The 17,412-nt window shown below is 70.7% G+C and carries 19 protein-coding genes; 11 read left to right on the top strand and 8 right to left on the bottom strand.

The genetic code is table 11. The features are described 5' to 3' along the window. Positions 1-1,179: DUF222 domain-containing protein (locus B7X32_RS08810; RefSeq protein ID WP_292718616.1), on the bottom strand; the 1,179-nt coding region annotated here is incomplete at its 3' end. 277 nt (positions 1,180-1,456) lie between these two features. Here B7X32_RS08810 and B7X32_RS08805 point away from each other — a divergent pair. After that, entirely contained in the window at positions 1,457-2,704 is a 1,248-nt protein-coding gene (locus B7X32_RS08805) for an LCP family protein (RefSeq protein ID WP_292718614.1), read from the top strand. 27 nt (positions 2,705-2,731) lie between these two features. On the opposite strand, the gene B7X32_RS08800 is transcribed toward B7X32_RS08805, so the two are convergent. After that, positions 2,732-3,322 (bottom strand): hypothetical protein, encoded by a 591-nt coding sequence (locus B7X32_RS08800; protein ID WP_292718612.1) that lies wholly within the window; start codon positions 3,320-3,322, stop codon positions 2,732-2,734. A gap of 98 nt (positions 3,323-3,420) precedes the next feature. Between B7X32_RS08800 and B7X32_RS08795 the strand changes: the two genes are divergently transcribed. Beyond that, positions 3,421-4,143 carry a hypothetical protein gene (locus B7X32_RS08795; RefSeq protein WP_292718611.1) on the top strand — a complete coding sequence of 241 codons (723 nt, stop codon included), beginning with the start codon at positions 3,421-3,423 and terminating at the stop codon, positions 4,141-4,143. Between the two features lie 85 nt (positions 4,144-4,228). Here B7X32_RS08795 and B7X32_RS08790 read toward each other — a convergent pair whose 3' ends face one another. Then, positions 4,229-4,597, bottom strand: coding sequence for a hypothetical protein (locus B7X32_RS08790; protein ID WP_292718610.1), 369 nt, complete (start codon positions 4,595-4,597; stop codon positions 4,229-4,231). 313 nt (positions 4,598-4,910) lie between these two features. Between B7X32_RS08790 and B7X32_RS08785 the strand changes: the two genes are divergently transcribed. Together B7X32_RS08785 and B7X32_RS08780 are read left to right on the top strand one after the other, a co-directional pair. Beyond that, positions 4,911-5,531: a VOC family protein gene (locus B7X32_RS08785; protein WP_292718609.1), complete on the top strand. Its 621-nt coding sequence runs from the start codon at positions 4,911-4,913 to the stop codon at positions 5,529-5,531. A 311-nt stretch (positions 5,532-5,842) separates the two neighbouring features. Continuing rightward, a complete protein-coding gene (locus B7X32_RS08780; protein WP_292718608.1) occupies positions 5,843-7,321 on the top strand; it encodes a dicarboxylate/amino acid:cation symporter in 1,479 nt (492 codons plus the stop codon). 77 nt (positions 7,322-7,398) lie between these two features. Here the strand turns inward: B7X32_RS08780 and B7X32_RS08775 are convergent, their stop codons facing one another. The 4 genes from B7X32_RS08775 to B7X32_RS08760 all read right to left on the bottom strand — a co-directional run bounded on the left by B7X32_RS08775 (position 7,399) and on the right by B7X32_RS08760 (position 10,471). Further along, positions 7,399-7,716, bottom strand: coding sequence for a type II toxin-antitoxin system PemK/MazF family toxin (locus tag B7X32_RS08775; RefSeq protein ID WP_292718607.1), 318 nt, complete (start codon positions 7,714-7,716; stop codon positions 7,399-7,401). Continuing rightward, positions 7,716-7,949 (bottom strand): hypothetical protein, encoded by a 234-nt coding sequence (locus B7X32_RS08770; protein ID WP_292718605.1) that lies wholly within the window; start codon positions 7,947-7,949, stop codon positions 7,716-7,718. Before B7X32_RS08770 ends, B7X32_RS08775 begins: the two co-directional genes overlap by 1 nt. A 62-nt stretch (positions 7,950-8,011) precedes the next feature. Beyond that, complete coding sequence (locus B7X32_RS08765; protein ID WP_292718603.1) at positions 8,012-9,754, bottom strand: cation:proton antiporter; 1,743 nt, start codon at positions 9,752-9,754, stop codon at positions 8,012-8,014. A 69-nt stretch (positions 9,755-9,823) separates the two neighbouring features. After that, on the bottom strand, positions 9,824-10,471 hold the full coding sequence (locus tag B7X32_RS08760; protein ID WP_292718601.1) for a phosphoribosyltransferase family protein: 648 nt from the start codon (positions 10,469-10,471) through the stop codon (positions 9,824-9,826). A gap of 194 nt (positions 10,472-10,665) precedes the next feature. On the opposite strand from B7X32_RS08760, the gene B7X32_RS08755 reads away from it, so the two are divergent. Then, entirely contained in the window at positions 10,666-11,709 is a 1,044-nt protein-coding gene (locus B7X32_RS08755) for an LLM class flavin-dependent oxidoreductase (protein WP_292718599.1), read from the top strand. Between the two features lie 156 nt (positions 11,710-11,865). Beyond that, positions 11,866-12,495, top strand: a complete 630-nt coding sequence (locus B7X32_RS08750; protein WP_292718597.1) for a nucleoside/nucleotide kinase family protein — start codon at positions 11,866-11,868, stop codon at positions 12,493-12,495. Positions 12,496-12,582: 87 nt separating this feature from the next. Here B7X32_RS08750 and B7X32_RS08745 read toward each other — a convergent pair whose 3' ends face one another. After that, positions 12,583-13,635: a LacI family DNA-binding transcriptional regulator gene (locus B7X32_RS08745; protein WP_292718595.1), complete on the bottom strand. Its 1,053-nt coding sequence runs from the start codon at positions 13,633-13,635 to the stop codon at positions 12,583-12,585. Between the two features lie 130 nt (positions 13,636-13,765). On the opposite strand from B7X32_RS08745, the gene B7X32_RS08740 reads away from it, so the two are divergent. From B7X32_RS08740 to B7X32_RS08720, 5 genes are all read left to right on the top strand, one after another. Continuing rightward, the gene (locus B7X32_RS08740) at positions 13,766-14,869 is read left to right on the top strand and encodes a substrate-binding domain-containing protein (RefSeq protein ID WP_292718593.1); all 1,104 of its coding nucleotides are present in this window, start codon (positions 13,766-13,768) and stop codon (positions 14,867-14,869) included. A 65-nt stretch (positions 14,870-14,934) separates the two neighbouring features. Next, positions 14,935-15,987: an ABC transporter permease gene (locus B7X32_RS08735; protein ID WP_292718591.1), complete on the top strand. Its 1,053-nt coding sequence runs from the start codon at positions 14,935-14,937 to the stop codon at positions 15,985-15,987. Then, positions 15,984-16,763 carry an ATP-binding cassette domain-containing protein gene (locus B7X32_RS08730; RefSeq protein ID WP_292718589.1) on the top strand — a complete coding sequence of 260 codons (780 nt, stop codon included), beginning with the start codon at positions 15,984-15,986 and terminating at the stop codon, positions 16,761-16,763. The genes B7X32_RS08735 and B7X32_RS08730 overlap by 4 nt, the downstream gene beginning before the upstream one ends. Further along, entirely contained in the window at positions 16,760-17,098 is a 339-nt protein-coding gene (locus B7X32_RS08725) for an antibiotic biosynthesis monooxygenase (protein ID WP_292718587.1), read from the top strand. Before B7X32_RS08730 ends, B7X32_RS08725 begins: the two co-directional genes overlap by 4 nt. Next, positions 17,095-17,412, top strand: a 318-nt coding sequence (locus B7X32_RS08720; RefSeq protein WP_292718585.1) for a PfkB family carbohydrate kinase, incomplete at its 3' end; no start/stop codon positions are given. The genes B7X32_RS08725 and B7X32_RS08720, both read left to right, overlap by 4 nt.

Raw genomic sequence — 17,412 nt, 5'->3', positions numbered from 1 at the left:
GGGCCGGTCGCACCCGATCCATCGGCATCCGCCGTCACGGACCGCGAGCCCGATGCGTTGTTTCGGGGTGAACAGGCGTGATTCCCGTCCCACGTCGAGAGGGTTCCCGCACGCATCCACAGTGACGGGGAGGGTTCCGGTGTCGCAGATCCGTCGTTCCGCGACCGTCGCGGGGACGGTGGTGAGGCCGTCTTCGGTGACCGCGACCCCGGCGAGCGTGCCGTGCGCTGTGATCTGCCGCACGAGCCGCAGTCCGGCCTGGCGGGTGCCGAATGCGGCGGTCGGGTCCGCGAGCGCCCCAGCGCGGACCAGGTCCAGGAGCAGGTCGTAGGAGAGTTGGTCGTTGGTCCGGGGATCGGCGACGAGGTCCGCCGCGGTCGTCTTCTCTTCCGGGTCCACGAACCGGGGCCCGCCCCGGCGGGGTCGCAAGGCTGCCGTGAAGATGGTGTCGAGGTAGGCGCCGCCTTCGTCATCGAACGCGATCGATGCGCGCCGCACCCCGTCCTGGTCGAACCAGGTCCGGAAGGCCCGCTTCTCATACCGGGCCGCGAATCGGGCTTCGGCTCCGTCTGGGTCGAGCAGATCCCGCACCGTCCGCGCGGCCGCGGCCAGTTCTTCCACCGTCCGCCGCGAGGCTTCCTCGATGAGCTGCGCGGCGGCCTGCGCCCACGCATCCTCCGCACCCTCGGGCGGATCCCCGAGCCCGCGGCGGATCGCATCGAACTGCGCTGACGTCACCACCCCCGCCCGCAACCCCTCCCGCAGCACCTGCCGCCAGTCCCGAACGACGGCCTCTTCCTGCGCAGCACCGCCGGGCGGGTCCTCATCGACGCCCTCCACCGGCGCGTCCTCGAGCAGCGCCTCACCCACCCGCACCTGCCGGGCGGCTTCCGTCTTCGTGACACCGGTGACCTGCTGCACCAACGACACCGCCGAGGGAAACCCGCGAGACTGCGCGAGCCCGCCATGGCCGGCCTCGCGCGTCGAACGTCCCGCGATCACACCCGTGACGATCAACCGCAACTGATCCAGCAGCCGAACGTTCTCGGAGATCTCCTCGAGAGCGGCCACCGCCGCGTCATCCCCCAGCCCCTCCACGACCGCCTGCACGTCCGACGCGCCCGCACCCGCACTGATCCGCCCGGCCAGGGTCGGGATCAGCGCCGCGATCGCATCCAACGTCTTCATACCCCCAATCCTCCCCGCCACCACCGACATTCGAACCCCAGATCAACCCAGATTTTCAAACAGGGGATAACCCGACCGAAGACCAAACTGTGGAGGACGATCGAGCACCCCAGAACGCACCCGCGCATGCCCTTTCTCACACCATTCCCGGAGTCCACACAGGTCCCCATCGGAGGATCGACGAGGCCCTCGACGCGTACGAACAGCGCACCGCCGCACGAGCCCACCGACCCGTCCGCCGTCAATCCCCCAGGAACGGATCCGCACGATGACGATGAGCCCCCAGCACGCCGCTCGGCGCCGCATGTACCGTCGACGCCGGTGGACCGTGGGCATCATCGCCGTGGTCGTGCTCGCACTGATCGCGGCCGCCGCGTTCATCGCGATCACCTACACCGACGCGAACAACGGGATCCACCGTTCCTCGATCGCCGGGCTGACCGGCCCGGAGCAGAACACGGGCGAGTCGAACATCCTGATCATGGGCCTGGACAGCCGGGTGGACGAGAACGGAAAGCCGTTCTCGCAGGCGATCTACGACCAGATCCACGCGGAGGACGCGTCGGTCGGCGGGTACAACACCAACGTGCTCATGCTGATCCACATCCCCGCGAACGGCGGCAAGGCCGTGGGGATCTCGATCCCGCGCGACGACTACGTGGACTTCCCCGACTCCCCCGACGGCGTCGACAAGGGCAAGATCAAGGAGGCCTACGGCGACGCCATGGACGCCTCGATGAAGAAGCTCACGGACAAGGGCGTCGCCGAGGCGGATGCGTATCAGCAGTCGCGCACGGCGGCGCGGCAGAGCACGATCAAGACGGTGTCGGCGTTCCTCGGCGGGGTGCGGATCGACCACTTCGTCGAGGTGACCATGGCCGCGTTCTACGAGGTGGCGCAGGCCGTGCAGCCGATCACGGTGTGCCTGAACCACGCCACGGCCGACACCTACTCGGGCGCCGACTTCCCCGCCGGCGTGCAGGAGCTGAACGCGGCGCAGTCGATGGCGTTCGTGCGCCAGCGCCGCGACACGACCTCGAGCGACTTCGACATGACGGACCTCGACCGCACCCGGCGCCAGCAGGCGTTCATGGTGTCGCTGGCCGTGAAGCTCAAGCAGGCCTCGACGTTCACCGATTTCGGCAAGCTGCAGAAGCTCATCGACGTCGCCAAGAAGGACGTGGCGATGGACGACAAGCTGGATCTGCTGTCCTTCGCCCAGCAGGCGCAGAGCCTGGCCGGCGGGAACATCTCGTTCGTGACGCTGCCGATCGACCATTTCGACACGGTCGACGGGCAGAGCGTGAACATGGTCGACGTCGACGCGATCCGCGCGCAGGTGCACGACCTGCTGAACCCGCCGACGCCGACCGCCGCGCCGTCGTCCCCCGCGTCGTCCTCCGGATCCTCCGGAACCTCGGGTTCCTCGGGATCCGGCTCGACCCCGGCGCCGCACCCCGTCTACACCGACTCGTCGTCCCCGCTGCAGTCCGGCAACGTGCCCTGCGTGAACTGAGCGCGCTGCGGGTGGTGAACGCCGGTCTTATTGGACGTACGGCACGGTCAGCACCGCGTCCGCGAACCCCGGGGCCGAGAAGCGGATCGTGATCACGCCGTCCCAGAAGGCGGTGCCGTTGTTCGGGGTCTCCGCGCCGTACATGAAGCCGTTCGCGGTGGATCCGTCGTAGCTGGAGACGACCGGCGTCTGCGCCGAGCCGGCGGGAACGATCGTCTCGAACACGAACGTCTGGTGGAGCTGATCGTCGGCCGCGCCTGTCACGGTCGTCCAACCCACGATGCCGGCGTCTCCGCCCGGGATGTTGCCCTTGTAGAGGTAGAGCCCCTGGGCGGCGGCGTTGGATCCGGTGCCCTGCCAGGTGACGGTCGCCGACACGGTCGTCGCCGTCGCAGCCGCCTGCGGCAGTTGGAGCATGCCGCTCAGGCGGAACTCCGAACTCCACTGCGGTCCGGTGAACGTGAGCGCGACGCCGGAAGCATCGATCGCGGCGACACTCGCCGCGCTGAACGGGACTGCGACAGCAGCGACCACGACGGGGGTGCTCCACGCTGCGGCACGGAGCACCGTGCGCCGAGAGAGCGTGCTGTGGGAAGGGGGTGCGGGGGCGTCGGTCATCGGAGTCCTTCACTGCGACGGCGGGCTGCGACCGTCGGGTTCCGGCGCACGCAGCATCCTATGGTGTCGACACGCCCGACCGCACTACGGTGATCCTCGTGAGCCGCGCAGCCAAGGTCGCCACCGGTATCGCGGCCGCCGCCGTCATCGCGGGGCTGGTCGTGCTGGCCTATCCGGCCTTCGCCGCGCTCGCCGGGTTGGAGCACCCCGCGCCGAGTGCGGCGACCGCAACCCGTCGGACGACCATGCCGGCTCCCACACCGACGCCCACGCCGAGCAAGGACAATGGATCCGGCGATTGCCCGGCCGAAGCGTGGATCAACTTCAGCACCCACGGCGACGCTCCCCTCATCCCGGCTCTGGTGAAGGCAGATGCGCTGACGGACAGAGGGGCGAGGCCCGGCGCGCGCGGCGAGGTGATCACCGACGCCCAGGGCATCTACTCCTATGTCGTCGCTCCGAACGACAACCTGAGCTCGATCGAACAGCGTCTGTGCATTCAGTACCAGTCCGTCGCGCTTTTCGATCACGTGCTCAGCGACGCGATCCAGCCCGGTGCGCAGCTGATCCTCCGCCCCGACCCGACCATCCCCTGGATCCATCCTTACCTGCCGTTCGACGCGGTCCCGGGAACGAACACCGTCGACTACAACAGCACGATCTACGAGATGGGCGCCGCCGTGCGCACGCACGATCTGGACACCGCTCGGGCGCTCTGGGCCAGGTCTCTCTCCGGGCACGTCTCGCCGGCTGCCCAGGCCGCCGCTACCAGGGCGCTCGACGACGGCGACTGGCCGGTGCTGGAGCAGTTGTTCCCGTAAAGGGCCCCGATCGGGTCGCTCGGCGAGCGCCCCCGCCGGTCGTTGAGCGAGCGTAGCGAGACGAAACGCCCGCCAGCATCACAGCTCAGCTTCTCCGCGACTCCAGCAGCCGTGAAAGCGCGGCCGTGTACGGATCGCCGCTGGCTCGTGCCGCCTCGCCCTCGCGGAGCGCGACGACGAACAGCCCGTGTTCTCCCACCACCGTGCGTGCCGCGAGAAGTGCGCGTTCCCAGAGCAGCACGATCTCCAGCCCACCGGCGTATTCCGGGTCGTCCATCGCGCTCGTCGAGAAGAACTGACGTCTGTCGTTCGCTCCAGCGAGCGCGGTCAGTCGTGCGAGGACCTCGCTGAACGGCTGAGGCGACGGTGCGCGGGCGCTGAACACGTCCGCGAAGACCCGTGCGGCCACTTGATCGGCACCATGAGCGAGAAGGCTCGAAACGGGGTCGCTCACGGTGTCGCGCCTCGACCCTCGGCTTGCGGGACGCGCCGTCCAGTGGCGAGCGGAACGTGGTGATCAACCAGGGTGACGTCGGCGACGGGTCCCGGCCGGTTGCTGAAACTTCCCATCGCGATCTCCATGTCTGTGACGGACGGATCCGTCCTGTGCGGACCACCGTAGCCGATTCCGCCGCCGCATCCGGTCGAGATCGAATCGAGCGCGGCTTCGCATACACGGGCACCCGGCCGTAGTTCGCGGACGCTCCATTGGCGCATCGAGCAGGAATCGAGAAGCGCCCTTGCAGGCCGGATTCCAGACTCGAAGCATGAACATTCACCGCATCACCATCGAGACCACCTCCGACGCCGTACCGGCGGCCGAGACCTTCTACCGGGACGCCCTGGGCCTTGCGGACCGCGTCGCCGTGCGCGCGACCTCCGCGCCGAGCACCGGCTTCCGCGGCTTCGCACCCTCGCTGATCTTCGTCCAGCCGGGCGATGTCGACGCGGCCGTCGAGCGGGCGCTGGCCGCCGGCGCGAAGGTCATCAAACCGGTCGCGAAGAGCCTCTGGGGCTACGGCGGCTCGTTCCTCGCCCCCGACGGCACGGCGTGGCAGATCGCGAGCGCGAACAAGACGGCCACCGCGCCCGCCACCGGAGAGATCGAGCGGCTGGTCCTGCTGCTCGGCGTCGAGAGCGTCAAGGCCAGCAAGCGCTTCTACCAGGAGCAGGGCCTGACCGTCGCGAAGAGCTTCCCCTCATACGTCGAGTTCGACTCCGGCGACGTGAAGCTCGCCCTCTACAAGCGCGCCTCCCTCGCCAAGCAGGTCGGCATCGATCCGAACGGCAGCGGGGCGCACCGCCTCGCGGTCGTCGCGGACGGGACCTTCACCGACCCCGACGGGTACGCGTGGCTCGCCGCGGAGAGCACCGTCAGCGCGGGGTGACGGGCGGGGCGACCGTCCGGATCCGGGGCCTGCGACGAGGTCGGGGAGCGGATCCGGGCGGGCCGCGAGCGCGCCGCGTTTCGTCTCGCTCCGCTCGCTCAACGACCCCGGGGGGGGATCCGGGCGGGCCGCGAGTGGGCCGCGTTTCGTCTCGCTGCGCTCGCTCAACGACCCCGGGGGAATCCGGGGCGTGTCATCGTTCGTCACACCCGAGTCCGGAATATCAGGAGACCCATAGCGTTGCAGACATCCGGCGCCGTCCACGCGCCGCCCCGTCTCCCGCGCATCCCGCGCTCCCACTTGGAGTCTCCATGAGCACCTCTACTCCGACCGCACGACGCCCGAAGGCGCCGGACACGCGCGGTCCCGTCCGCAAGCTGCTGACCTCGTTCGGCTTCCAGATCCTCGCCGCGCTCGTGCTCGGCATCGCGGCCGGCCTCATCGGCCGCCAGCTGGGAGCGACGCACGACACGCACACGGTGCTGTCCGACACGCTCGACAGGATCGGCGGCTCGTACGTCACGCTGCTGCGCGCGGCCGTGGTGCCCCTCATCTTCACCGCGATCGTCGCGAGCATCTCCAACCTGCGCCGCGTGCAGAACGCCGCCCGCCTCGCCGGCCAGACCATCCTCTGGTTCGCGATCACCGCGTTCATCGCGGTCTCGATCGGGATCGTGCTCGGCATCACGATCCAGCCCGGCGCGCACGCGGGCACCGACCTGGTGAAGGGCACCGTCCCGACCCAGGGCACCTGGTGGAACTTCCTCCTCGGCCTGATCCCGCAGAACTTCCTCGGCCTCGCCGTCAACACGACCACCGGCCCCACGGAGGGCACGTTCGTCTCCGGAGTGAACTTCAACATCCTGCAGGTCATCGTGGTCGCCGCGGTCGTCGGCATCGCCGCGCTCAAGGCGGGCCGCAAGGCCGAGCCGTTCCTCGTCTTCACGGAGTCGCTGCTCAAGGTCATCCAGCGCGTGCTGTGGTGGATCATCCGCATCGCCCCGATCGGCACCTTCGGCCTCATCGGATCCGCCGTCATCAACTACGGCTGGGACAAGCTGACCTCGCTCGCCTGGTTCGCCGGCGCGATCTACCTCGGCCTCGCGCTCGTGCTGTTCGTGGTCTACCCGATCCTCGTGAAGACCCACGGCCTCTCGGTCAAGCAGTACTTCACGGGCGTGTGGCCCGCCGTGCAGCTGGGCTTCGTGAGCCGCAGCTCGATCGGCACGCTCCCCCTCACCGAGCGCGTGACCGAGCGCAACCTCGGCGTGCCCCGCGGCTACGCGTCCTTCGCCGTGCCGCTCGGCGCCACCACGAAGATGGACGGCTGCGCCGCGATCTACCCGGCCCTCGCCGCGATCTTCGTCGCCCAGTTCTTCCACATCGACCTGAGCATCATGCAGTACATCCTGATCGTCATCGTCTCGGTGGTCGGATCCGCCGCGACCGCCGGCACCACCGGCGCGATCGTGATGCTCACGCTCACCCTGTCGACCCTGGGCCTGCCGCTCGAGGGCGTCGGCCTGCTGCTCGCGATCGACCCGATCCTGGACATGGGCCGCACCGCGGTGAACGTCGCAGGACAGGCGCTGGTCCCGACGATCGTCGCGAAGCGCGAGGGCATCCTCGACCTCGACCTCTACAATGCGCCCCGCAACGGGCTGCCGTTCGCCGAGGACATCGACGACGAGGAGACCGCTTCGGCTTCGACCGCGGACGCCGGCTCGCCGGAGGACGCCGCTGCGGCGGCAGGATCCGCTGACGCTGAGGAGACCGCTTCGGTGCGCTGATCGCCACGTGCATGAAGGCCCTCGGATCCCCTTTCGGGTCCGGGGGCCTTTCGCGTGCGTCCTCCGCTACGCGCGGATCACGACTCCATCAGCGGCAGTTCGAGATCGAAGGCGAGCACGATCGCATGAGCCAGCCGGCGCTCCTGCTCTTCGGACAGGAATCCGATCGTGCGCCCGAGGCTCGCAACGGGGATCGTCAGGACGTTGTCGATCGATGCCGCACAGGCATGGTCGAGCCCGTTCTGCGCCCCGAGGAGCACCTCGCTGCTGAGCCCCTTCACGGTCGTGGTGATGGGCGCGACCGTGACCTTGGTCATCGCCGCCCGCGCCACCTCGCGCGTCAGCACCAGCATGGGACGGGTCTTGTCGAGCCGTGCGAGGCAGATCTCGCGCATCAGTCGTCGAGCTCCACGCGTCCGGTCGTCCAGTCGACGAGTCCATCGAGGTCGTCCGCCGCCCCCTCGCGCTGCAGGATCTCGACGTCGCGCTCGGCGAGGAGCCGACGCATCTCGCGTTCGAGTGCGGATGCCACGACCGCGGCGCGGCTGCTCGCCCGCCCGGCGGAGACCTCGCGATCGAGGAATTCCACGACAGGATCCGGCAGGCGAACTGCGATCTGGGTGCTCATTCCATGATCTTACCCCTGTGAATCCCGAAGTGGGATGCACCCCTGAGGGTGAGGATCCGACGTCAGCGCTCCGCGGTGGGGCTCGCGAGACGGGTGTCGAGGGCGAGCTCCTCGGCGTCCATCGCGGTGATGAGCTCGCGCATCACCTCCTCGTTCAGCTCTCCGGCGTCGCGCTCGGCGATGAGAACGTCGCGGCGCACCTGCAGCCAGCCCTTGGACAGCCCGACGAGCTCGTCGCGGCTCGGACGCGGCATCCGGTCCTCCTCGCGCTGGCCCTTCTCGGTGTCGCGCTCCACGCGCGTGAAGCGCTGCGCGAAACGGTCGAATCCGGCGAGCGCCTCCGGTCCGTGCTCCGCCTCCCAGGCCTTGCGCTTGGCGTCGAGGAAGACCTTGCCCGCCTCGCGCGTCCTGGCTCGGACCTGGGCGAGCTGTCGCCGATCCTCGCCCTCCTCGTCGCTCACGTCGGCGACCCCGAGCCCGTTGATCAGCAGCGGCAGGGTGAGTCCCTGCAGCAGCAGGGTGCCCACGGTCACCACGAACGCGACCACGACGATCGCGTGCGCGGCGCCGGAGTCGAGCCCGGCCAGATCCGCGGCGGCGAGCGCCGTCGCCAGGGTGACCACGCCGCGCATGCCCGCCCAGGAGATCACCGCGTTGTCCCGCCAGCTCAGCTGCGACTCGCGGAAGCGCTCGCGCAGCTGCTCCTCGCTGGGTCGCCGGCGGCTCGACCAGCCCCTCCGCGCCCGCTTCTCCTCGACCGCCTGCATCCGCTGCTCGAGCTGGCCCGATTCCAGCGCACGCTCGAACTGCCGCAGCCGCAGCTTCGACCAGAACGCGCCCCACGCCGACGCCGGGTACACGAACAGCGGTCGCACGAGGAGCACGGCCGCGAGCACCGCTACCGACAGCCACAGCACGCCGGCGACCTGCGTCGCCCCCAGCTCGGCGATCACCGGCGGCAGCTGCAGTCCGATGTACGCGAAGACGAAGGCCTCCAGCAGGAAGTCGGCCGAGAGCCAGATCGGCGCCTCCTGCATGCGCGTGGCGTAGCTCGTGCGCGGCGCGTTGTAGCCGACCAGGAGGCCCATCGCCACGACGCCGAGGACCCCGGATCCGCCCAGGTGCTCCGTGATCGCGTACACGCCGAACGGCGCGAGCAGTCCGAAGGTGCCGATGACGACCGGATCCGAGATACGCATGCGCAGCTGGTGCATGCCGAGGCCCGCGACGACGCCGATCGCGACGCCGACGACGACCGCCACGACGAACTGCCAGACGCCCCCGCCGAGACTGATCGTCGCGCCGGCCACGATCGCCGCGAACACGCGGTAGAGCGTCAGGGAGGTCGCGTCGTTGATCAGGCTCTCCCCCGACAGCACCGTCATCACGCGGCGCGGCAGGCCGAGTCTGCGGCCGATCGCCGCGGCGGAGACCGCATCCGGCGGCGCGACGATCGCGCCGAGCAGCAGCGCACCCGGCAGGGTCAGCGACGGCATGATGAGCCACGCGATCAGCCCCACGACGACGGTGGTCACGACGACCAGGCCGACGCCGAGCCGGCGGATCTGCGGCATGCTGCGGCGGAAGCTCACGAACGAGACGTCCAGCGATGCGGAGTACAGCAGCGGCGGCAGCACCAGGTTCAGCAGCACGTGCCCGTCGATGCGCAGGTTGGGCACGGCCGGGATGAAGGACACGGCGAGCGCGACGACCGTCACGAGCAGCGGCGCGGGCCAGCCCCTCCAGCGCGCGAACGCCGCGACGACCACCGATCCGACCAGCACGTAGAAGATCTCGGGATCCATGTCGCCAGGCTAGCGGGGCGCCGCTGTCGCGCCTCTTTCCGAACGCTGTCGAGGGCGATCCCGGTGCGCTCAGCGGGCGGCGGCGAGCAGGCGCACGACCTCGTCGTCGGGGGTCTGCCGGAAGTCGACGTAGTGCATGCCGACCGCCATGAAGCCTTCGGGCGCTTCCAGGCAGACGACCTCGTCGGCGTCCGGATCCGCTCCGGCTCGCAGCTCCTCGAGCGTCTCCGGCGGCGCGACCGGCACGGCGACGACGACCCGCGCCGCGCCCCTGGCACGCGCGATCGCGCAGGCCGCGCGGACGGTCGCGCCCGTGGCGATCCCGTCGTCGACGATGACCGCGGTGCGCCCGGCGAGCGGCTCCGGCGCGCGGCCGCCGCGGAACAGCCCCGCCCTGCGCTCCACCTCGACCCGCTCACGGCGCTCGGCCGCACGCAGGGTCTGCGCGTCCACGCCCGCGGCGCGCACGACGTCGGGGTTGCGCACGACGGCACCCTCCTCGCCCACGGCGCCCGTCGCGAGCTCGGGCTGCCACGGCACCCCGACCTTGCGCACGACGAGCACGTCGAGCGGCGCGCCGAGCGCCCTCGCCACCTCGGCCGCCACCGGAACGCCGCCGCGGGGCAGACCGAGCACGACCGCGTCCGCCGGCGGATCCGCCTCCAGCAGCGCGGCGAGCCGGCGCCCGGCGTCGGCGCGATCCGCGAACCCATGCATGCCTCCGGACTACGCCGGTGCGGCCACGCGGTCAAGGCGCACTCCCCTACTGGTCGTCGAGCGAACACCGGCGCAGCCGGAGTGAGACGAAACGGGGCGCTCCCACGGGGAGGCTCCGCCGAGGCCCCCCCGGGGCGGAACCGAAATCAGGCGGATCCGGAATGCTCCCCCGTACGCTCGCGTTGTCGAAGGGGATGTCTTCTCTCGCGCTCTCCGTCCTCGACCTCGTCCCGGTGCGCACCGGGCAGACCAGCGCCCAGGCGGTGTCGTCGTCGCTCGCGCTCGCCGCGCGCGCCGACGAACTCGGCTACCGGCGGTACTGGTTCGCCGAGCACCACAACATGCCGGCCGTCGCCTCGACCGCCCCGCCCGTGCTGATCGCCGCGGCCGCCGCGCGCACGCAGCGCATCCGGGTCGGATCCGGCGGGGTCATGCTGCCGAACCACGCCCCGCTCATCGTCGCGGAGCAGTTCGCCGCGCTCGAGGCCATCGCGCCCGGCCGGATCGACCTCGGCATCGGCCGCGCCCCGGGCAGCGACCCGGTGATCACCCAGCTGCTGCGCGCCGCAGGGACCGCGGGCGACGTCGAGCGCTTCCCCGACCACGTGCAGGACATCGCGCTCATGCTGCAGCCCGACGGCGCCACCGTGCAGTTCACCTCCGGCGGCGAGTACGCCGTGCGCTCCACGCCCGCGGCGACGGGCGCCCCCGAGGTGTGGCTGCTCGGATCCAGCGACTACTCGGCGCAGCTCGCGGCGTCGCTCGGCCTGCCGTACGTGTTCGCGAACCACTTCTCCGGCCAGGGCCTCGATCGCGCCCTCTCGCTCTACCGGGAGGGCTTCCGCCCCTCCGAGGCGCACCCGGAACCGCGCACCTTCCTCACCGCGAACGTCGTCGCCGCCCCCACCGCCGAGGAGGCCTCGGACCGCGCGATCCCGCAGCTGCGCATGATGGCGCGCCTGCGGCTGAACCGCCCGCTGACCCCGCTCGAGACCGTCGAGCAGGCCAGGGCCGCTCTCGCCGCGAGCCCCGATGCGCAGGAAGAGCAGATCCACGCGGCCGCCCTCGCGAACTGGTTCGTCGGCGACGGTGCGACCGTCCGCGCCGAGCTCGCGGCCTTCGCGGAGAAGCACGGCGTCGACGAGATCATGGTCTCCCCCGTCGCCGGATCCTTCTCCGCCGAGGATCCCGACCGCACCCCCGGCCGCACCCAGACGCTGGAGCTGCTCGTCGGCTGACGCGGCACGCACCCGCCATCGCGTTCAGGTCGCACTTTCCGTCGCCAAAACCCTCCGGTAGCAACCGAAAATGCGATCTGAACGGAAGACGGGCGACCAGGGCAGGAACACGGCGACCCGCACGGCGGAAGGCGCGCCCGCCGCTAGAGTGCGAGGATGCTCGAGCTCGAACCCGCCCTCGTCGACCGCGCCACGGCGCTCGCCACGCGCGGCGATCGCGTGGTGCTGGGCATCGTGGGCGAGCCCGGATCCGGCAAGACCACGCTCACCCTGGCGCTGAAGGCGGCCCTCGAGAGCCGGGGCGTCCCGGTCGCGTGGCTGCCGATGGACGGCTTCCACCTGGGCGACGCGAGCCTCGACGCGCTCGGGCTGCGCAGCCGCAAGGGCGCCGTCGAGACGTTCGACGGCTGGGGCTACCTCGCCGCGCTGCGCCGGGTGCTGACCGAGGTCGGCAACCCCGTCTACGTGCCGGGCTTCGAGCGCACGCTCGAGCAGCCGATCGCGGCCGACCGGGTGATCCCGCCGGGTCCGGCGCTCGTGCTCACCGAGGGCAACTACCTGCTCGACGAAGCCTCGCCGTGGGGGCTCGTCCGCGAGGCCGCCGCCGAGATCTGGTACGCCGACGTCCCGCAGGATCTGCGGCGCTCCCGCCTCATCGCCCGGCACGTCGCATTCGGCAAGACGCGCGCGGAGGCGGAGGCCTGGGTCGCCGCGGTCGACGAGCCGAACGCGGAGCGGATCCGGGCGCGCAGGGAACGCGCGGATCTGATCGTCCCCGTCGCCTGAGGCCGAGCCAGGTCCACCGAACCAGACCCTCAGCCGAGCCCCGTCCGCCGGACGCCGTGCTGCGTCGCCCGACGCGCTCCGCAGGTCTCAGCGGCCGTCGCGGGCGTCGGGCCGGATCTCGCCGGATCCGCGCGGGATCAGGTCCACCGGCACCACGACGGGCGCGGGATCGGGGCGCTCCCCGGCGTCGAGCAGCGCGAACAGCCGGTCCGCCGCGAGCCGGCCGAGCTCCTGCGGGCGCTGCGCCACCACGCTGACGCCCGGATCCATGAGGTCGGCGAGCTCGACGTCGTCGAAGCCGATCAGAGCCACGTCCCGATGGTGCCCGAGCTTGCGCAGCGCGTGCACGGCGCCGACCGTGATGAGGTTCTGCCCGCTGACGATCGCGGTGGGGGCGTCCGGGGCGCCGAGCAGGGTCATCACGGCGCGCTCGGCGGCGTCCTGATCCGAGAGGTCCGCGACGATCGTGGCGTCTTCCGCCGGCACTCCGAACTCGTCGAGCGCGGCGAGGAACCCGCGCTCGCGCTCGCGGGCCGTCCAGATGCCGCGGCGGTCGATGAGCAGCGCGAGGCGGCGGTGCCCGAACCCGAGCAGATGCCGTGCGGCGAGCCTGGCACCCCCGACGTTGTCGGAGTGCACGGTGTCGGCGGCGTAGCCGGTCGGCTCGCGGTCGATGAAGACCACGGGCATCTCGGGCGGCACGAGCTCGGCGAGATAGGCCTGGCTCTCGGCCACGCAGGTGAGGATCAGCCCGTCGACCTTGCGGCGCACGAACGCCTCGACGGCCGCGATCTCGCGTTCGGGGTCGTCGTCGAGGCTCGACGCGAACACGGCGACGTCGCGGTGGACCGCGACGTCCTCGATCGCACGGTGGATCGTCGCGGAGAACGGGTTCGCCACGCTGCCCAGGAGCAGGCCGACCGACCGCGTCCGCGTGGTCGTGCGCCGCAGGTTCGAGGCGTGCGCGTCGGGCTCCCAGCGCAGCTCCTCGATCGAGGCGCGCACGCGGGCCGCCGTGGCGGGAGCCACGTTCGGCTCGTTGTTGACCACGCGCGACACCGTCTTGATGCCGACACCGGCATGCTGCGCGACCTCACGGATCGTGACCCGGGGCGGCTTCGATGCTGATAACGGTGTCATACGGCGACCATCCTGCTTTGTCTCAGATCTTGCGAGATCGGATCCGATGGGCTAAACATACATCTGACACCGTTGTCATCCGACGGTGGCGCACCACGATGTGAACCTCCGATCCCTAAGGACAGCAAAGATGCCCCTTTCCCTGACCCGCCGCGGCACCCTGATCGCCGCCGCGTCCCTCGCGGCCGTCGCCGCCCTCTCGCTCTCCGCCTGCTCCTCCGGCGGAACGTCGGGATCCCCCGCCGGCGCGAACGACAAGGTCGGCGTGACCCTGATCGTGAAGACCACGACCAACCCCTACTTCGTGTCCATGGAGGACGCGGCCAAGGCCGACGCCGCCAAGGCGAACGTCTCCCTGACCCTCGCCGCGGGCAAGAAGGACGGCGACACCGACAGCCAGATCCAGGCGATCGAGAACGCGATCTCCCGCGGCGACAAGGGGATCCTGATCACCCCGAACGGCACCGCGGTCAACAACGAGATCGCGAAGGCCCGCAAGGCCGGGCTCTACGTGATCGCCCTGGACACGGTGCCGGATCCCGCCAGCACCGTCGACATCACCTTCGCGACGGACAACTTCGCCGCGGGCGAGCTGATCGGGAAGTGGACGGCCGCCAAGCTCGACGGCAAGAAGGCCACGATCGCGATGCTCGACCTGTTCAGCGACCAGATCGTCTCGGTCGACACGAACCGCGACCAGGGCTTCCTCAAGGGCATGGGCATCGCGGTGCCGGACAAGAGCAAGAACGGATCCGAGGCCGCGAGCGGCACCTACACCGGCGGGAAGGGCGGCGACTACACCGTCGTCGGCCACCAGCCGACCCAGGGCGCCGAGGACGGCGGCCGCTCGGCCATGGAGACGCTCCTCTCGAAGAACCCCGACATCAACGTCGTGTACACGATCAACGAACCCGCGGCCTACGGCGCGTACCAGGCGCTCAAGGCGGCCGGCAAGGAGAAGGACGTGCTGATCGTCTCGATCGACGGCGGCTGCGCCGGGGTCGGCTACGTCAAGGACGGCATCATCGGCGCGACCTCGCAGCAGTTCCCGTCGAAGATGGCGTCGCTCGGCATGGAGGCGATCGCCAAGATCGCGCGCGGTGGCCAGGCGCCCAAGCCCAGCGACGGGCTGGACTTCTTCAGCACCGGCCAGACCCTCGTCACCGACCAGGCGATGACCGGCATCGACAGCGTCACCTCCGCCGACGCCACCAGCACCTGCTGGGGCAAGTGACTCCTGGGGCGCCGGCACGGCCGCCGGCGCCCCGCACCCCTTCCCTCCGATCCCGGGAGCACACCATGTCAGACCCCACGTCCACCACCGCGCAGGCAGGACCGCCGACGTCGGCGCTGCATCTCGCCGACGAATTCCTCGCCCGGCAGACGCCGGTGCAGCGGATCCGCGCGATCCTCTACCGCTACCCCGCCATCAGCCCCGCGATCGTGCTGGTCGTCGCGGTCGTGATCTTCGGCGTCATCAACCCCCGGTTCCTGGCCCCGACCAATCTGTCGCTCATCACCCAGCAGGTCGCGGTGATCGGCACCCTGGGCGTCGCGCAGACGCTCGTGATCCTCACCGCCGGCATCGACCTCTCCGTCGGCGCCGCCATGGTCCTGAGCTCGATCGTGATCGGCAACGCGGCCGCCGGCCTCGGACTGCCGGGGATCCTCGCGCTCCTCGTCGGCCTCGTCGCCGGCGTCGCGACCGGCGTCGTCAACGGCCTCCTGGTCACCCGGCTGAACCTGCCGCCGTTCATCGTCACCCTGGGCACGCTCAGCATCTTCACCGCGCTCACGCTGCTGATCTCCAACGGCGCGACCGTGCAGGGTCTCAAGCTGCCCGACCTCATCACCTGGACCGGCAGCACATTCCACCTCGGCGTCGACGTCACCTACGGCGTGCTGATGATGATCCTGCTCTACGTCGTCGTGGCGTTCGCGCTCGGGCGCACCTCCTGGGGCCGGCACGTGTACGCGGTCGGCGACGACAAGGAGGCCGCCCGCCTGAGCGGCATCCGCGTGAACCGGGTGCTGCTGAGCGTGTACGTGGTCGCGGGCGCCGTCGTGGCGCTGGCCGCCTGGATCCAGATCGGCCGCGACTTCGGCTCCAGCCCCAACGCGGCCGTCGACGCGAACCTGAACGCCATCACGGCCGTGGTCATCGGCGGCACCAGCCTCTTCGGCGGACGCGGCAACGTGTGGGGCACCCTGCTCGGCGCCCTGATCGTCGGCGTGTTCCGCAACGGCCTGGCGCTCGCCGGGCTGGACGTGCTCTACCAGACCCTCGCCGTCGGCATCCTCGTGATCGTCGCGGTCTCCATCGATCAGTGGATTCGGAAGGTGCGCAAGTGAACGCCACGGCAACCGAGACCCGCACGCCCGTCCTGTCGGCGAAGCGGCTCGTCAAGACCTACGGTCACGTCGTCGGACTCGACGGCGTCAGCCTCGACCTCTACGCCGGCGAGGTGCTCGCGATCATCGGCGACAACGGCGCCGGCAAGACCACGCTCATCAAGTGCCTCACGGGCGCGGAGATCCCCGACGAGGGCGAGCTGAGCCTGGACGGCAGGCCCGTGCACTTCCGCCGCCCGCAGGATGCGCGCGATGCGGGGATCGAGACGGTCTACCAATCGCTCGCCGTCTCCCCCGCGCTCGACGTGGCCGCCAACATGTACCTCGGGCGCGAGATGCGACGTCCCGGGTTCCTCGGATCTGTCCTGCGCATGCTCGACACCAAGAGCATGCGCAGCAACGCCCGCGACGAGCTGACCCGGCTCGGGATCTCGACCCTGCAGGACGTCACGGTCCCGATCGAGAACCTGTCCGGCGGGCAGCGGCAGGCCGTCGCCGTGGCGCGGGCCGCGGCCTTCGGATCCAAGGTCGTCGTGCTCGACGAGCCGACCGCCGCGCTGGGCGTGCGCGAGGGGAAGCAGGTCCTCGAACTCATCAAGAGGCTGCGCGACACCGGCGTGCCGGTGATCCTGATCAGTCACAACATGCCGCACGTGTTCGAGGTCGCCGACCGGATCCACATCCAGCGCCTCGGGAAGCGGGCCGGCACCATCACGCCGTCCTCGCACACCATGAGCGAGGCGGTCGCGATCATGACCGGTGCGCAGACGCTGTGAGGGCGAAGCACCTGTACGCCGAGTTCCGGGCGATGCCGGGGGCGGGCGATGCGGTCGCATCGCTCGTCGCCGGGTACCGCCGGGAGGTGGCGGCCGAGCCCGGCACCGTGCGCTTCGACGCCCACCGACTGCAGGAGGCGCGGGATCGCTTCTTCGTGTACGAGGAGTACGTCGACGATGCGGCGTTCGAGGCGCACCTCGGCGCCACGGCCAACGCCGTGTTCAATGCGGCGCTCGCTCCGCTCATCGTCGGCGGCGCGTCGGCGCTGACCTGGCTGGACGAGCTCGGCGACGCCTCGGCCGTCTCGGCCGTGCCCCGCGGGGACGCGTCGTGAACGCCTTCGCCGGCCGGATCCTGGTGATCGGCGAAGCCCTGATCGACATCGTGGATCGCACCGGCGAACCCGTGCGGCACGTCGGCGGCAGCCCGTTGAACGTCGCGTTCGGCCTCGCCCGGCTCGGGATCGCGACGACCTTCGCGAGCGAGTTCGGCGAGGACGCGGACGGTGCGGCGATCGCCGCCCACCTCGCCGCCGCGGGCGTCACGATCGCGCGGACGGCGGACCGGGACCGCCGGACCTCGACCGCCCTCGCGCGGATCGGCGAGGACGGCTCCGCGACCTACGACTTCGACCTGGAGTGGAGCTTC

This window comes from Microbacterium sp. 13-71-7 (assembly GCF_002257455.1).
Classification (GTDB): Bacteria; Actinomycetota; Actinomycetes; order Actinomycetales; family Microbacteriaceae; genus Microbacterium.
This window is presented reverse-complemented; position numbering and strand designations above follow the sequence as displayed.

Coding starts and splice junctions, on each gene's coding strand:
- B7X32_RS08765 (WP_292718603.1), bottom strand. CDS start 9,754: ATGGATCCCGAGATCTTCTACGTGCTGGTCGGATCGGTGGTCGTCGCG.
- B7X32_RS08735 (WP_292718591.1), top strand. CDS start 14,935: ATGTCAGACCCCACGTCCACCACCGCGCAGGCAGGACCGCCGACGTCG.
- B7X32_RS08800 (WP_292718612.1), bottom strand. CDS start 3,322: ATGACCGACGCCCCCGCACCCCCTTCCCACAGCACGCTCTCTCGGCGC.
- B7X32_RS08770 (WP_292718605.1), bottom strand. CDS start 7,949: ATGAGCACCCAGATCGCAGTTCGCCTGCCGGATCCTGTCGTGGAATTC.
- B7X32_RS08760 (WP_292718601.1), bottom strand. CDS start 10,471: ATGCATGGGTTCGCGGATCGCGCCGACGCCGGGCGCCGGCTCGCCGCG.
- B7X32_RS08755 (WP_292718599.1), top strand. CDS start 10,666: ATGTCTTCTCTCGCGCTCTCCGTCCTCGACCTCGTCCCGGTGCGCACC.
- B7X32_RS08775 (WP_292718607.1), bottom strand. CDS start 7,716: ATGCGCGAGATCTGCCTCGCACGGCTCGACAAGACCCGTCCCATGCTG.
- B7X32_RS08780 (WP_292718608.1), top strand. CDS start 5,843: ATGAGCACCTCTACTCCGACCGCACGACGCCCGAAGGCGCCGGACACG.
- B7X32_RS08740 (WP_292718593.1), top strand. CDS start 13,766: ATGCCCCTTTCCCTGACCCGCCGCGGCACCCTGATCGCCGCCGCGTCC.
- B7X32_RS08750 (WP_292718597.1), top strand. CDS start 11,866: ATGCTCGAGCTCGAACCCGCCCTCGTCGACCGCGCCACGGCGCTCGCC.
- B7X32_RS08805 (WP_292718614.1), top strand. CDS start 1,457: ATGACGATGAGCCCCCAGCACGCCGCTCGGCGCCGCATGTACCGTCGA.
- B7X32_RS08745 (WP_292718595.1), bottom strand. CDS start 13,635: ATGACACCGTTATCAGCATCGAAGCCGCCCCGGGTCACGATCCGTGAG.
- B7X32_RS08785 (WP_292718609.1), top strand. CDS start 4,911: ATGAACATTCACCGCATCACCATCGAGACCACCTCCGACGCCGTACCG.